At 66.1% G+C, this 13814-nt stretch carries 15 protein-coding genes and 1 tRNA gene; 5 read left to right on the top strand and 11 right to left on the bottom strand.

Annotated elements, in window-relative coordinates; translation table 11 throughout:
* Positions 1-16: 16 nt before the first annotated feature.
* The 4 genes from JCQ34_RS06640 to JCQ34_RS06625 are packed head-to-tail and all read left to right on the top strand — an operon-like array spanning position 17 to position 3281.
* The gene (locus tag JCQ34_RS06640; protein WP_286403061.1) at positions 17-733 is read left to right on the top strand and encodes a LytR/AlgR family response regulator transcription factor; all 717 of its coding nucleotides are present in this window, start codon (positions 17-19) and stop codon (positions 731-733) included.
* The gene (locus tag JCQ34_RS06635) at positions 730-1101 is read left to right on the top strand and encodes a hypothetical protein (protein ID WP_286403060.1); all 372 of its coding nucleotides are present in this window, start codon (positions 730-732) and stop codon (positions 1099-1101) included. The genes JCQ34_RS06640 and JCQ34_RS06635 overlap by 4 nt, the downstream gene beginning before the upstream one ends.
* A gap of 7 nt (positions 1102-1108) precedes the next feature.
* Positions 1109-2575, top strand: coding sequence for a cation acetate symporter (locus JCQ34_RS06630; RefSeq protein WP_286403058.1), 1467 nt, complete (start codon positions 1109-1111; stop codon positions 2573-2575).
* 19 nt (positions 2576-2594) lie between these two features.
* The gene (locus JCQ34_RS06625) at positions 2595-3281 is read left to right on the top strand and encodes a hypothetical protein (RefSeq protein WP_286403056.1); all 687 of its coding nucleotides are present in this window, start codon (positions 2595-2597) and stop codon (positions 3279-3281) included.
* Between the two features lie 32 nt (positions 3282-3313).
* Here JCQ34_RS06625 and JCQ34_RS06620 read toward each other — a convergent pair whose 3' ends face one another.
* From JCQ34_RS06620 to rpsB, 6 genes are all read right to left on the bottom strand, one after another.
* The gene (locus tag JCQ34_RS06620; RefSeq protein WP_286403055.1) at positions 3314-3898 is read right to left on the bottom strand and encodes a DivIVA domain-containing protein; all 585 of its coding nucleotides are present in this window, start codon (positions 3896-3898) and stop codon (positions 3314-3316) included.
* A 118-nt stretch (positions 3899-4016) separates the two neighbouring features.
* The gene (locus JCQ34_RS06615; protein ID WP_286403054.1) at positions 4017-4937 is read right to left on the bottom strand and encodes a phosphatidate cytidylyltransferase; all 921 of its coding nucleotides are present in this window, start codon (positions 4935-4937) and stop codon (positions 4017-4019) included.
* The gene (gene frr, locus JCQ34_RS06610; RefSeq protein WP_043452867.1) at positions 4937-5494 is read right to left on the bottom strand and encodes a ribosome recycling factor; all 558 of its coding nucleotides are present in this window, start codon (positions 5492-5494) and stop codon (positions 4937-4939) included. Before frr ends, JCQ34_RS06615 begins: the two co-directional genes overlap by 1 nt.
* A 130-nt stretch (positions 5495-5624) precedes the next feature.
* Positions 5625-6362, bottom strand: coding sequence for a UMP kinase (gene pyrH / locus JCQ34_RS06605; RefSeq protein ID WP_043452869.1), 738 nt, complete (start codon positions 6360-6362; stop codon positions 5625-5627).
* A gap of 149 nt (positions 6363-6511) precedes the next feature.
* Positions 6512-7348, bottom strand: a complete 837-nt coding sequence (gene tsf / locus JCQ34_RS06600) for a translation elongation factor Ts (protein WP_286403051.1) — start codon at positions 7346-7348, stop codon at positions 6512-6514.
* Positions 7349-7475: 127 nt separating this feature from the next.
* A complete protein-coding gene (gene rpsB / locus JCQ34_RS06595) occupies positions 7476-8342 on the bottom strand; it encodes a 30S ribosomal protein S2 (protein ID WP_286403049.1) in 867 nt (288 codons plus the stop codon).
* 450 nt (positions 8343-8792) lie between these two features.
* Here rpsB and JCQ34_RS06590 point away from each other — a divergent pair, with 450 nt between their 5' ends.
* Positions 8793-9374 (top strand): murein hydrolase activator EnvC family protein, encoded by a 582-nt coding sequence (locus tag JCQ34_RS06590; RefSeq protein ID WP_286403047.1) that lies wholly within the window; start codon positions 8793-8795, stop codon positions 9372-9374.
* Between the two features lie 34 nt (positions 9375-9408).
* Here JCQ34_RS06590 and JCQ34_RS06585 read toward each other — a convergent pair whose 3' ends face one another.
* The 5 genes from JCQ34_RS06585 to JCQ34_RS06565 form a co-directional block, all read right to left on the bottom strand.
* Positions 9409-10599 (bottom strand): acyl-CoA dehydrogenase family protein, encoded by a 1191-nt coding sequence (locus tag JCQ34_RS06585; protein ID WP_286403046.1) that lies wholly within the window; start codon positions 10597-10599, stop codon positions 9409-9411.
* Between the two features lie 149 nt (positions 10600-10748).
* Positions 10749-10822 (bottom strand) — tRNA-Ile (locus JCQ34_RS06580).
* Between the two features lie 74 nt (positions 10823-10896).
* Positions 10897-12093 carry a glycosyltransferase gene (locus JCQ34_RS06575; protein WP_286403044.1) on the bottom strand — a complete coding sequence of 399 codons (1197 nt, stop codon included), beginning with the start codon at positions 12091-12093 and terminating at the stop codon, positions 10897-10899.
* A gap of 110 nt (positions 12094-12203) precedes the next feature.
* Positions 12204-13112, bottom strand: coding sequence for a DMT family transporter (locus JCQ34_RS06570; protein ID WP_286403042.1), 909 nt, complete (start codon positions 13110-13112; stop codon positions 12204-12206).
* Positions 13112-13735 (bottom strand): CDP-alcohol phosphatidyltransferase family protein, encoded by a 624-nt coding sequence (locus JCQ34_RS06565; RefSeq protein ID WP_286403040.1) that lies wholly within the window; start codon positions 13733-13735, stop codon positions 13112-13114. Before JCQ34_RS06565 ends, JCQ34_RS06570 begins: the two co-directional genes overlap by 1 nt.
* Positions 13736-13814: the final 79 nt, after the last annotated feature.

The following is a 13814-nucleotide window of genomic DNA, read 5'->3' as shown; positions in this document are numbered from 1 at the left end:
GAAGTACCCTAGGAGAATGATTAACGTCCTCGTCGTTGATGATGAGCTGCCCGCCGTTGAGGAACTGGCGTTCCTGCTGGGCAGGGACGAACGCATCGGAAAGGTGCTGCGGGCCACGTCCGGCGCGGAGGCACTTACAGCCCTGTCCGCCGGCGGCATCGACGCTGTCTTCCTGGACATCCACATGCCCGCCGTGTCCGGCCTGGAGATTGCCGGCGCCATCGCCCGGAGCAGCAACCCGCCCGCCGTCGTCTTTGTCACCGCCGACGAGGACCACGCCCTGGCCGCCTTCGAGCTCGCCGCCGTGGACTACCTGCTCAAGCCTGTGCGCTCCGAGCGCCTGGCCCGTTCCGTGGGGCGGATCAGTGAACTGCGCGACGGCGGGGCGGCACCGGAGATGATCACCGTGGACCAGGGCGGGACCACCAGGATGATCCGCCGCGACGATGTCACTTACGTCCAGGCCCAGGGGGACTATGCGCGGCTGCACACCGCCGACGCGAGCTACCTCATCCGGGTGCCGCTGGCCGACCTGGAACAGCAATGGGCCGATGCCGGTTTCATCCGCACCCACCGCTCCTACCTGGTGGCCCTGAAACATGTTTCCTCCATGAAGCTGGCGGCCGACGGGCCGCGCGTGACGGTGGCCGGCGCCGGCCTGCCCATCAGCCGCCGGCACCTGCCCATCGTGCGGGAGAAGCTGGAGGCCACCCGCATCAGGCCGCACGCATGACCCGGGTCCGGGTCACGGCCCCGCACGCTGCGCCGCTCATTCCGGTGCGCGGCGCAGCGAAGCCCCTGGAATCGCGCGAAGCGGCGCAGGAGTCCGACGTCGGACAGGTGTTCGTCCGCTCGCTGATCCGGTCCCAGCTGCGGCTGGCCCTGGTGGTGGCGGGTGGCTTCCTGCTGATCCTTGCCGCGTTCCCGCTGATCCTGGTGGTGGTGCCCGGCCTCGCCGACGCCCGCATCGCCGGCATCCCCTTTGGCTGGCTGCTCCTGGGCGCCGGAATCTACCCGGTGATCGGGCTGAGCGCGTGGCTGTACGTCAGGACGGCGGCCCGCAACGAGGCACGGTACCGGGACCTGGCAGGGGAACAGTGATGCAGGGGTGAATGCCGGCGTCGCCATCACTGCCGTCACCGTGGTGTCCCTCGCCACCGCCATCATCGGGTTCTATGGGCTGCGGATTTCGCGCACCACGGGGGACTTCTACGTTGCCTCGCGGACCGTCCGGCCCTGGTGGAATGCATCGGCGATCGGCGGTGAGTACCTGTCCGCGGCCAGCTTCCTGGGTGTGGCCGGACTCATCCTGCTGTCCGGCACCGACGCGCTCTGGTTCCCCGTGGGCTACACGGCCGGGTACCTGATGCTGCTGCTCTTCGTCGCCGCTCCGCTGCGCCGGTCGGGGGCCTACACCATCCCCGACTTCACCGAATCCCGGCTCGCTTCCCGCACGGTCCGCCGGGTCACCAGCCTCGTGGTGGTGATGGTGGGGTGGCTGTACATCGTGCCTCAGCTCCACGGCGCCGCACTGACCATCCATATCGCCACCGGCCTGCCGTCCTGGGTGGGCTCCGTGGCTGTCGTGGTGGTGGTGTGCCTGACGGTGGTGGCGGGCGGAATGCGCTCCATCACCTTTGTCCAGGCATTCCAGTACTGGCTCAAGCTGACGGCCCTGGCCGTACCCATCCTGTTCATCATCTTCGTGCTGGCCGGGACCGGCGTGGAGCCGCAATCCGCGCCGGCTGTCAACCCCACGGACCTGGCGCCGGCCGGGCCCTACCAGAACGTGTCCCTGCTGGTGGCGCTGCTGTTCGGCACCCTAGGCCTGCCGCACGTGCTGGTGCGTTTCTACACGAACCCGGACGGGCACTCAGCGCGGCGCACCACGCTGATCGTCCTGGGCCTGCTGTCCGTGTTCTACCTCTTCCCCAGCGCGTACGGCCTGGTGGCCCGCATGTTCGCCCCTGATCTTGCCCGGTCCGGCCAGCCGGACGCCATGGTCCTGCGGCTGCCGGGCGAACTCGTCGGCGGGGTGGCCGGCGACCTGCTCACCGCCCTGGTGGTGGCCGGGGCGTTCGCGGCCTTCCTGTCCACTACGTCAGGCCTGGTGGTGTCCCTGGCCGGCGTCATCAGCCAGGACGTCCTGGGCGGCAGCGTCCGGGGCTTCCGGCTCGCGGCCGTCGTGTCCGCCGTCGTCCCCCTTGGCTTTGCCTTCATGACGGGTTCCCTGGCACTGGCAGGCAGCGTCGGCCTGGTCTTCGCCTTCACTGCCTCCACCGTGTGCCCGGTCCTGCTGCTGGGCATCTGGTGGCGCGGCCTGACCGATGCCGGTGCCATTGCCGGAATGGTGACCGGCGGAGTGCTTTGCGGCGGGGCCATGATCGCCGGGGCCCTCCCCGGCTCGGGTCCCACGCCGGCCTGGCTGGCTCAGCCCGCGGCCTGGAGCGTTCCCGCCGCGTTCGCCGTGATGGTCATCGTGTCACGGGCCACTGCCAGCCGGATCCCGGCCACCATGCCAAGGGTCATGACCCGGCTGCACACTCCGGAACGGCCACTGGCAACCGAACGGTGATCGGGAGGACAATAGCGCCATGTCCATCGAGGACGGCGCGTCCCACCAGCACGGCGGGGTCCCGGCCTCCGTGCGGGCACAGCTGCTCGCTACGGAACACTGGGGCCTTCTGGCGTCCCGCAGCACGGCACAGGCGGAGGTGCTGACCCGCATCAGCATGTTCCTCACCTTCACCTCTGCCAGCGTGGTCAGTGTGGCGCTGGTGGGCCAGGCAACCGGATTCTCGGATGCGTTCGTCCTGCTGGCAGTGGTGGTGTTGTTCATCGACGCGGCGGTCGGGCTCCTGACCCAGCTCCGGGTAAACAACGTGGCCCACGAGGACCTCATGTACGTCACGGCCATGAACAGGCTGCGCGCCGCCTACGTGGACCTCGATCCGGGTGTGGCTCCGTACTTGATGGCGTCACACCACGACGACGAGGCCGGCTCCGTGCAGACCTACTACTTCTTCGGCAACCGCGGCAGCTTCAGCCATGTGGCGGGCAGCAGCATGATCTTCATGACGACGGCGAACGCTGCCTTGATTGCCATCCTGGCGGGCCTGCTGGTGACACTGGCAGGCGCCGGTACGGCACCGGCCGCAGTGACGGGTGCAGTGTGCGGGGCCGCGTTCCTGGCTGCCTCCGCGGTCCGCGGGTACCGGAGCTACCGCGATGTGTGGCGCCGTTTTACGCCCTTGTCCCCCACGCCGCCGTCCGGGGACTAGCGCTCGGGTGCAGGGCCTCCGGCAGGGGCAGGTCAGTCGATGGCTGCCATCAGCTCGACTACGCGGTCCAGGAAGGCGTCCACCTGGGATTCCTCGTATCCCTCCTGGCCCACGGCAGGACGGAAGACTGCGCGCCGCACACTGTCCACGCTCAGCGGCTTGTCCTGCTCAAGGTAGGCGATGAGCTCATGGCACAGCCGGTCGACGTCGTCCGTGTTGTAGCTGCGCCCCTTCTTCTTGCTGGGCCGGCGGAAGCGGTCGCCGTCCGGCCGGTGAAGCCGTCCCCGGAGGATGCCGGACAGGTTTCCGATTTCGCGCAGCCAGGCTTCCTCGCCCTGCGCTGCGATCAATTCGTCCCGCTCCCGGCGGGCGAAGGCGTCCTCGAGCCGGTCCAGCGCTGCGTCCACCACGGCAGCCGAGTAGCCGCCCTTGACGGGATCGAAGGACACTGCCCGCACGTCGGAGCTGTTGACCGGCTCGGTTGCAGCTTCAGGCGTTTCCAGGGAAACCCGCGCCCGCTGCAGGAACTGGTCCACCTGCTTGGCGTTGTAGCCGTACTCGGTGCGCTGCACGCGCTCAAAGGACGCAGGGATCTGCCGATGAATGTCCAATGCCACTTCGATTCCTTCAATGCTCTTCAGCCGTAGTGCTTCCGCACCAGTTTAGGGTGCCGGGCCTGGTAAGCCCGTCCGGACCCTGTTTGTATCAGTGCCCGGGTGCGCTGGCTTGAGGGGCCTAGGCGCCGGCCACAAGTCCGTACAGGATGAAGGCCACAGGCGCGGCGAACACGATGGAGTCCAGCCGGTCCATCACGCCTCCATGTCCGGGCAGGATGCTGCTCATGTCCTTGACGCCCAACTCACGTTTGACCATGGATTCAGCGAGGTCGCCGGCAGTGGAGGCTGCCACCGTTCCCACGGCCAGCACGGCGCCGACCCACCACGGCTTGTCCAGCACGAAAAGGGCTGCGAGGATGCCGATCAGCATGGCCCCCGCCACCGATCCCGCGAATCCTTCCCAGGACTTCTTCGGGCTGATCTTTGGCGCCATGGGGTGCTTGCCGATCGACGCGCCCACCAGGTAGCCGAAGGTGTCGTTGGAGACCACCAGCAGCAGCATCACCGCAATCTCCCACGCTCCGATGGGGGCCAGGCCGCCCGGCCAGAGTCCCAGCGGTGTCGTGCCGGCGGCATGCAGCGGCAGTGCTGCGAAGCTGATGAAGAACGGCACCCAGCCCAGGGTGAAGACGCCGGCGAAGATACTGTTCGCGGATCCGGCCGCACTTTCGATGGACCTCCACACCAGGACCGCTACGGCGCTGAGCAGGAGGGCAAAGAGCTGGCTCTCGATCCCGCCGAAGTAGGCGGCGAACGGCATGGCCAGGGTTCCGGTCATGACCGGAACAATGGGCATCCTTGTACCGTTGGCCTCCAGCGCCCGGTAGATCTCCCACACGCCGAACACAGCGAAGGCCGTGACGATGGCGACGAAAACCAGCGGGAGGAACAGCAGCCCGCCCAGGACGGCGATGAGCATGGCCAGCCCCACCACGACGGCGGCGGGCAGGTTGCGCCCGGCCTTTGGTGTCGGGTTGCTCCTGGGCTGCTTCCCCCGTGTGCGCGCCCTGGGTGTGGGGGCCTGATCTGCCTGGCCCATCAGACTTCGAGCAGCTCTGCTTCCTTGCGCTTGAGCAGCTCGTCGATGCCGTCCACGTGGGCCTTGGTGAGGCTGTCCAGTTCCTTCTCGGCGCGGTTGCCCTCGTCCTCGCCGGCTTCCCCGTCCTTGACCAGGCGGTCCAGCGTCTCCTTGGCCTTGCGGCGGATGTTGCGGATGGAGATCTTGGCGTCCTCGCCCTTGGTCTTGACGATCTTGACGTATTCCTTGCGGCGTTCCTTGGTCAGCTCGGGAATGGTGATCCTGATGACGTTGCCGTCGTTGGACGGGTTGGCGCCGACCTCGGAATCGCTCAGGGCACGCTCGATGTCCCGCATGGCGGACTTGTCGAACGGGGTGATCAGGATGGTCCGGGCGTCCGGGATGGCAAAGGAAGCCAGCTGCTGCAGCGGCGTGGGCGAACCGTAGTAGTCCACCAGGACCTTGTTGTACAGGCCGGGGTTGGCGCGGCCGGTGCGGACGGAAGCGAAGTCTTCCTTGGCTACCTCAACCGCCTTGTCCATCTTTTCTTCGGCTTCGAGCAAGGTTTCTTCGATCACGGTCTCTCCTGACGGTTCTGGTGCGGTCCGGGGCGCCGGTTATCTGCACGCACGTGGTTCTTGGTTGCTGTTTTCCGTCCCCGCCGGGAGGGGCGGGGACGGAACTGTCCTGAAATCATCCTAGCCGCAGCTAGGCGGTGACCAGGGTGCCCAGCTTTTCGCCAAGGATGGCGCGGGTGACATTGCCTTCACCCTCCATGCCAAAGACCACCATGGAAAGGTTATTGTCCTTGCACATGGTCATGGCGGTCTGGTCCATGACGCGGATGTCGCGGCGCAGGGCGTCGTCGTAGCTGAGGGTTTCCAGGCGCTCCGCGGTGGGGTCCTTCTTGGGATCTGCGGTGTAGACGGCGTCCACTCCGCTCTTGGCCATGAGGACCACGTCGGCATGCACTTCCAGGGCGCGCTGGGCGGCAACCGTGTCCGTGGAGAAGTATGGCAGGCCGGCGCCGGCGCCGAAGATGACCACACGGCCCTTTTCCATGTGCCGGATGGCGCGGCGCGGAATGTAGGCCTCGGCCACCTGTCCCATGGTGATGGCGCTCTGCACGCGGGTTTCAACGCCTGCCTGCTCCAGGAAGTCCTGCAGGGCCAGGCAGTTCATGACCGTACCCAGCATGCCCATGTAGTCGGCCCGGGAGCGGTCCATGCCGCTCTGGGAAAGTTCGGCGCCGCGGAAGAAGTTGCCGCCGCCCACCACGATGGCCACTTCCACCTGCGGGACAGCGGCTGCGATCTGTTTGGCAACGTCGCGGACGGTTTCGGGGTCGACACCCAGTTTTCCGCCGCCGAAGACCTCGCCGGAGAGCTTCAGGAGGACGCGCCGCCGGCTCTTCTCTGAATGCGTGACAGTGTTGACGGCTTCCATGATGCCTTCCCGTTGATGACTCTGAAAAAAGGGTATCCTGCCGGATCCGGTGGCCGGAACCGGCTGCGCTCCACATGGACTGGACTTCCAGTGGTTTGGGCGCATGCAAAAGGGGCGGCCACCGAAGTGGCCACCCCTTGCAGTTTCGACTAGGAGCCGACGCGGAAGCGCGTGAACGCGGTTCCCTTGACACCGGCCTCTTCGAGGACCTGTGCCACGGACTTCTTGGCGTCCTTGGCGAATGCCTGGTCAACCAGGACCTCACCCTTGTAGAAGCCCGTCACGCGGCCTTCCACAATCTTGGTGAGGGCGGCTTCGGGCTTGCCCTCGGCCTTGGCGGTCTCTTCGGCGATGCGGCGCTCGGACTCAACGAGCTCGGCCGGAACGTCCTCGCGGGTGAGGTAGTTCGGAGCCATGGCGGCGATGTGCACGGCGACGTCGTGGGCGGCGGTGGCAGCGGCTTCGCCTTGACCGTCGACTGCGAACAGCACGCCAACCTGGGCCGGGAGGTCCTTGGAGGTCTTGTGCAGGTAAGCGTCAACCGTGGCACCCTCAACGCGGGAGATGCGGCGGACAACAACCTTCTCGCCCAGGATGGCGCCCTCTTCGACGACGACCTCGGAGAGCGGCTTGCCGTCAACGTCGGTGGCCAGCAGGGTGTCAAGGTCGGCAGCGCCGGACTCGACAGCTACGGCCAGGACCTTGTCGGCCAGCTGGATGAACTTGTCAGCCTTGGCAACGAAGTCGGTCTCGCAGTTGACCTCGATCATGACGCCGACGCCATTGCTCACCTTTGCGGCCACGAGGCCTTCAGCGGTGGAGCGGCCTTCACGCTTGGTAGCGCCCTTGAGGCCCTTGATGCGGATGATCTCGATGGCCTTCTCGGCGTCACCGTTGGCTTCGTCAAGAGCCTTCTTGACGTCCATCATGCCGGCGCCGGTGCGCTCGCGCAGGGCCTTGATGTCCGCGGCAGTGTAGTTCGCCATGTGAACCCCTCTGTCTAGAAATGTGTGGTGGTGTACGGACCGACAGGACGGCAGCCCACGGGGGTGGGCTGCCATCCTGTCAGCGGCTCCGGCTGCGGACAGCGCGGAGAATCCGGATTTAAGTGACTTACTTGGCGTCTTCGGCGGGAGCCTCGGCGGCAGCCGGAGCTTCAGCGTTCTCTGCCGGAGCTTCAGCGTTCTCGGCCGGAGCGGCGGCGGCTTCTGCCTTGCTGCCTTCGAGGAGCTCGCGCTCCCACTCGGCCAGCGGCTCTTCCGGAGCCTCGGTGGTGCCGGTGCCGCGGTTGTTGCGGGCGATCAGGCCCTCGGCAACGGCGTCGGCAACAACGCGGGTCAGGAGGTTCACGGAGCGGATGGCGTCGTCGTTGCCCGGGATCGGGAAATCAACTTCGTCGGGATCGCAGTTGGTGTCCAGGATGGCCACAACCGGGATGTTCAGCTTCTTAGCCTCGTCAACGGCGAGGTGTTCCTTCTTGGTGTCGACAACCCAGAGCACGGAGGGTGCCTTGGTCAGGTTGCGGATACCGCCCAGGTTGGACTCCAGCTTGGTGAGCTCGCGCTTGAGGAGCAGCAGTTCCTTCTTGGTGTAAGCGGAACCGGCGACGTCGTCGAAGTCGATCTCTTCGAGTTCCTTCATGCGCTGGATGCGCTTGGCGACCGTCTGGAAGTTGGTCAGCATACCGCCGAGCCAGCGCTGGTTGACGTAGGGCTGGCCCACGCGGGTTGCCTGCTCGGCAATTGCTTCCTGGGCCTGCTTCTTGGTGCCGACGAAGAGCACGGTGCCGCCGTGGGCAACAGTGGCCTTGACGAACTCGTAAGCGCGGTCGATGTAGGACAGCGACTGCTGCAGGTCGATGATGTAGATGCCGTTGCGCTCGGTGAAGATGAAGCGCTTCATCTTCGGGTTCCAACGGCGGGTCTGGTGTCCAAAGTGGACGCCGCTGTCAAGCAGCTGGCGCATGGTTACGACGGGCATTCCGGTGCTCCTTATTTTCCGGCAGGTCATTCATGAGAAAACCCGGAGGCTTCTTACCCTGCCAATAGTTGACGGTTGATTAGCGTGGCCCGGTTGGGCCGTGCTCCTGGCATCCACCGTTCTTCCCATCAGGAACAAAGCCTGACCGCAGGAAGTGCGGTCCTCCATGGACGAACGCCGGGGCGTCGCCCGCCGGAGGGCAGGATGCGCGTAGTCAGCCGCTGCTCCCCCACACTCCTGAATGAGATGTGCCGACGCAATCCGGACAGGGCAATGCACCGCGAGGGTGGAGCACTGGGACGGGAAGCGTTGAGGGCGCAGCAAACTGCTCCATCAAGTGTACTACAGGCACCCCCGGCCGCCGGACAGGGAAGCACCCCGCCGGAGGCGTTGTCCACATAGCCGGAACAGGCCCTGCCCGGCCCGCACCGAGCCGGGCAGGCTGGTGGGATGAAACCACCAGTCCTCCTGGCCGCGCTCCTGCTGCTGCCGGCATCCGTGGCCTCCCCCGGTCCGGCCTTCCAGTACACCGCGGCCGACGGGCAGCCCTTCCGCACCCCGTCCACCATTACCCGGGAAGAAAGAACGACGGCGGCTGCCGGGGTGGGTGCCAGGCCTTCCTGGCGCTGGCCGCTGTCACCGCGTCCGCGGGTGTTGCGGGGCTTCGATCCCCCACCCAAGCCCTGGCTCAGCGGCCACCGCGGCGTGGACCTGGATTTCGCGGCAGGATCACAGGTTGTGTCACCGGCGGCCGGAACGGTCAGCTTCGTGGGAGTGGTGGTGGACCGCCCCGTGATCACCATCGACCATGGCGGCGGGCTGCGCAGCAGTTTCGAACCGGTGGACAGCACTCTGGTGGCGGGTTCCACCGTCGCGGCCGGCCAGGTGATCGGAACAGCCATCCCTGGGCACTGCCCCGCGGCGCAGTGCTTGCACTGGGGCGTGCGGGAAGGAGAGGACTACGTCAATCCCCTGCAGTTCGTCCTGGACCTTCGCCCGTCCATCCTGCTTCCACTGCCCGGGCCGCCATAGGCCGGGTGGAAGCGGCCGGGTAGAAGGAAGCTGGTTAGACGATGGCTGAGATGCCGGTGATGGCCCGGCCCGTCACCAGGGTGTTGATCTCGGCGGTGCCCTCGTACGAGTAGATGGCTTCGGCATCGGCGAAGATCTTGGCCATCTCATAGTCGGTCACGATGCCGTTGCCGCCCAGGATGCTGCGGCCCAGGGCCACACTGTCCCGCATGCGTCCCGTGGCGAAAGCCTTGGCCAGGGCGGACTGTTCGTCCTTGGCCGTGCCTTCGTCCTCCAGCTGGGAGAGGCGGACCATCATGCCCATGGAGCTCACGGTATTGCCCAGGATCCGGACCAGCTGGTCTTGGATGAGCTGGAAGGAGGCAAGCGGCCGGCCGAACTGGTGCCGCTCCACGGCATAGCGGCGGGCAACGTCGAACGCGGCCAGCTGGAGCCCAACGGCCTGCCAGGCAACGGACAGGCGGGTGGCCTTGAGTACCTTGTTGACGTCGCGGAAGCTGTTGGCGTTGGCCAGTTTGAAGTGGTCCGGGACTACAACGTCCGTGAGGACGATGTCGGCATTCTGGACGGTGCGCAGGGAGATCTTGTTTTCGATCTTTGTGGCGCTGAATCCAGCCAGCCTGGTGTCCACCAGGAAGCCCTTGACCTGGTTGTCGGCAACGTCGCGGGCATAGATGACCACCCAGTCGGAGAAGGTGGCGTTGCCGATCCATCGCTTCGCCCCGTTGAGGATCCAGTTGCCGCCGTCCCGGCGCGCCGTGGTGCGGGTTCCGCCGGCCACGTCACTGCCGCCCAGCGGCTCGGTCAGGCCGAAGGCGCCGATCTTCTTCAAGGCGTAGATGTCCGGCAGCCACTCGTCCTTCTGCTCCTGGGATGCCAGCAGCTCGATGGATCCGGTGAAGAGCCCGTCGTGCACGCCCAGGAAGGTGGCAATCGAGGCATCCGCGCGCGTGACCTCGGCGTGCAGTATGCCGGCGAAGAGGTTGGAGTATCCCTGCCGCCGGACCGGGCTGACCAGGTCCAGGTCGGCGCACTTGGGCACCAGGTCCATGGGGAACTCCCCCCGGTTCCAGCAGTCCACCGCAAGGGGCTTGACTTCGCGCGCCAGGAAATCGCGGACCTCGGCAAGCCTGTCCTGTTCCTTGCCGGACAGAAGCTGCTCGAAGGCGAAGAAGTCGCCGTCGGCGTAGGGAAGCTCGTGGGACTCGGCTGCGGAGGTTGCCATGGGTACCTTCTTTGGTGATCAGCGCTGGCCGTGCCGCGGAACCGGACACGGAATGTTACTGGGCAGTAACTTACCGCAGGGCCCCGGGTTAACCAAGAAGAACCGCGGCCGACGAAAACTGTCGGCCGCGGTTCTTCCTGGCTGTTCGGTAGGGCTACTCGGACTTGAACCGAGGACCTTAGGATTATGAGTCCCGCGCTCTAACCAGCTGAGCTATAGCCCCCAAACCCCGCGAAAACGTCGTGGAACACCACGCTCCAGCAGGGCAAAAACACTCTAGCAAACCCGGGAACGGGTTCAGACCACCTTGTCCTCGTACGTGGCGCCGCGGTACAGGTCCTCGAAGGTCTGCAGCGTTCCCTGGATGCTGTGCGGTTCCACCATGTGGCGGCTGGCCCGGCCCATGGCCTGCTGCTGGTCCTTGGGAAGCTCCAGGACCTGGGTGATCTTCTTGGCGAGGTCGTCACTGTCGTTGGGCGTGAAAAGGTAGCCGTTCTCGCCGTCGCGCACCAGATGCGGCAGGGCCATGGCGTCGGCCAGGACCACGGGGGTGGAGGCGGACATGGCTTCCAGGGTGACCAGGGACTGCAGCTCAGCCGTTCCGGGCATGCAGAACAGGTCCGCCCGGATATAGGCGGTGCGCAGTTCGTCGTCGCTGGCAAGGCCCAGGAATTTGACCCGGTTGGTGAGTCCCAGCCGCCGTACCAGGTCCTCCAGGGCAGGGCGCACCTCTCCCCCGCCCACGATCTCCAGATGAACGTTCAGCTCCGGCGGCGTCTTGCCGATGGCCTGGATGAGCACGTCCACGTGCTTTTCCTCCGCAAGCCGCCCGGCGAACAGGACGGTGGGGTGGGCATGCGGCTCGATGTGCTCGCCGGGCTGCAGCTCGTAGGCGGCGGAATCGATCCCGTTGGACAGCGGGAGCACCTTCCGCAGGAAAGCGTGTTCGTGCATGGCCCGGGCGGCAAGCGGCGTGGGGGTTGTCACCACGTCCGCCTGGCCCATGACCTTGCCCATGTCCTTCCAGGAGACCCGCCCGATGATGTCCTTGAACCACTGCGGGAACGGCAGGAAGGGGTTGAGGTTTTCGGGCATGAAGTGGTTGGTGGCGATGATCCGGACGCCGCGTTTCACGGCTTCGTAGAGCACGTGCTCGCCAATCATGTAGTGGCTCTGGATGTGCACGACGTCGGGCTTCACGCGGTCAAAGAGGAGGCTGATTTCCTTCTTGATTTCCCAAGGGAAGCAGAGGCGGAAGCTCTCATGGGTGAACGCCTTGTGCGAGCGGAGCCGGTGCACGGTTGCTTCCTCGCGGAACTCGGTGAAGCTCTTTCCCTTGCTGTCGCGGGAGGCCAGGACATGGACGTTGTGGCCGCGGGCAGTCATGCCCTTCGCCAGGCGGTATCCGAACTGGGCAGCACCATTGACGTCCGGCGGATAGGTGTCGGCGGCAATGAGGATGGTCAGGGGACGCTGGTCGGCTGGCGTGGTCATGGGAGTACTCCTGATGGTCACGGTGCGGACAGCATGGAACTGACAGCACGGTTGGCCGGTGGCGCAGGGGCTCGGGCCTCGTGGGTTTGCTGGGTCTGGAAGGAACTGGGCTAGTGGGACGGCCTGCCGGTGGCCTTCCGCGCATCCTTCTTGCGCTTGGTGACCTCCGGGTGGTGCCGGGAAAGGGCGATAACCCCAACGATAGCAAGGCACGCAGCCGTTCCCATCGCAATTGCCATGACCGCATGGACGTCTGGACGCAGTTCGCCCAGGATGATGATGCCGATGGCAATGCCCACCATCGGGTCCACCACAGTGAGTCCGGCGATGACCAGGTCGGGCGGCCCCGTGGAGTACGCGCTTTGCACGAACCACGAGCCCAGGCCGCCGGCCGCAATGATGGCCACCACGGAGTACCACTGGACATTGAGCAGGAAGAGGCCGTTGGGGTCCAGGAGGTGTTTGCCGATGATCCGGGTGAGGACCGCCACGAAGCCGAAGAGGATGCCGGCGCCCAGGATGTAGATGAAGGCGTTCATGCGGTGCTTGAACGTCACTGCCAGCGTGCCGAACAGCCCCACAGCCAGGGCCAGCAGCAGGACGATGGTGAGCTCGTCCTCGGGGCTGACATGGTGGCTTTCCTGCGTGACGTTGACCGCCAGGAGGACAAAGAGTGCCGAGCCGGTGACGCAGGCGCCGATGGAGACGGCGGTGGCGCGGTTGATGGTCAGGTCCTGGTCGCGGGCGTTGACCACGGTGGTGATCACCAGGGCGATGGCGCCGATGGGCTGGATCACCGTGAGCGGTGCGGACACCAAAGCCACGGCGTTCATGGCCATCCCGGTGCAGAGCAGCAGGAGTCCGAACATCCACCGGGGATTGCGGAGCAGGCGCAGGAAGCCGTTGGAACTCAGGGCAAGTCCGCCGGTGTCGGCTTTGACGGCGCTGCCCTGGCGCTGGGCACCCAGGGCGAGGCAGAACGCACCAAGCACCGCCAGGCCGACGGCAAGCCACACCATCAGCCGTTCCCGCCGTCGTGCTGTTTCAGTTCCCTGCCCTTTCGCAGGATGGCCCAGAAGTAGTTGTAGGCCGCAATCCAGTGGCCGATCAGGCCCAGGCCCAACACCACCCAGGCAGCGATAAGGAGTTGGTCCGAGACGCCGGTATCCAGGCGGGAGAGGACCAGCAGCGGGGTGCCCAGGAGCAGCAGCCCGGTGCGCACCTTGCCCACCACGCTGACAGGGAGGTCCGGGTGGCCATGGAAGAAGGAGAGCGTCAGGGCCAGCAACACGGCATCGGGCACCACAAGCGCGGCCAGGTAGAGCCAATGCACGACGCCGGCAATCACTAGGGTAAACGCCACGGCCAGCAGAGCCAGCCGGTCAGCGATGGGGTCGAGGACCCTGCCGAGCTTGGAGGCCTGGTCGAAGCGCCGGGCAATGTAGCCGTCGATCCAGTCCGTGCCTGCCATGACGGCCAGGACGATCACGCCGGCGCCGTATTCCTTTTGGGCCAGGACGAGCCACATGAAAAGCGGAACGCCCATGAACCGCACCACGGTGAGCAGGTTGGGGATGGTGGCCACGCGGTCATGGTCCACCTGGGGACGGCCGGGGCGGGCGCCTGCACCAATGAACTTCACCCGTCCCCCTCTCCTTCCTGCTGCGCCGGAGCGCGATGTTCAGTGCTGATGTGTGTACCGCGGCTTATGTGTACCGGGC

The organism is Pseudarthrobacter defluvii (assembly GCF_030323865.1).
Classification (GTDB): Bacteria; Actinomycetota; Actinomycetes; order Actinomycetales; family Micrococcaceae; genus Arthrobacter; species Arthrobacter sedimenti.
This window is presented reverse-complemented; position numbering and strand designations above follow the sequence as displayed.

Excerpts from the sequence above, each read along its gene's own strand:
- JCQ34_RS06635 (WP_286403060.1), top strand. The coding sequence starts at position 730 with ATGACCCGGGTCCGGGTCACGGCCCCGCACGCTGCGCCGCTCATTCCG.
- pyrH (WP_043452869.1), bottom strand. The coding sequence starts at position 6,362 with ATGGAAGCCGTCAACACTGTCACGCATTCAGAGAAGAGCCGGCGGCGC.
- JCQ34_RS06590 (WP_286403047.1), top strand. The coding sequence starts at position 8,793 with ATGAAACCACCAGTCCTCCTGGCCGCGCTCCTGCTGCTGCCGGCATCC.
- tsf (WP_286403051.1), bottom strand. The coding sequence starts at position 7,348 with ATGGCGAACTACACTGCCGCGGACATCAAGGCCCTGCGCGAGCGCACC.
- JCQ34_RS06615 (WP_286403054.1), bottom strand. The coding sequence starts at position 4,937 with ATGGGCCAGGCAGATCAGGCCCCCACACCCAGGGCGCGCACACGGGGG.
- JCQ34_RS06570 (WP_286403042.1), bottom strand. The coding sequence starts at position 13,112 with ATGGTGTGGCTTGCCGTCGGCCTGGCGGTGCTTGGTGCGTTCTGCCTC.
- rpsB (WP_286403049.1), bottom strand. The coding sequence starts at position 8,342 with ATGCCCGTCGTAACCATGCGCCAGCTGCTTGACAGCGGCGTCCACTTT.
- JCQ34_RS06640 (WP_286403061.1), top strand. The coding sequence starts at position 17 with ATGATTAACGTCCTCGTCGTTGATGATGAGCTGCCCGCCGTTGAGGAA.
- JCQ34_RS06575 (WP_286403044.1), bottom strand. The coding sequence starts at position 12,093 with ATGACCACGCCAGCCGACCAGCGTCCCCTGACCATCCTCATTGCCGCC.
- JCQ34_RS06625 (WP_286403056.1), top strand. The coding sequence starts at position 2,595 with ATGTCCATCGAGGACGGCGCGTCCCACCAGCACGGCGGGGTCCCGGCC.
- JCQ34_RS06585 (WP_286403046.1), bottom strand. The coding sequence starts at position 10,599 with ATGGCAACCTCCGCAGCCGAGTCCCACGAGCTTCCCTACGCCGACGGC.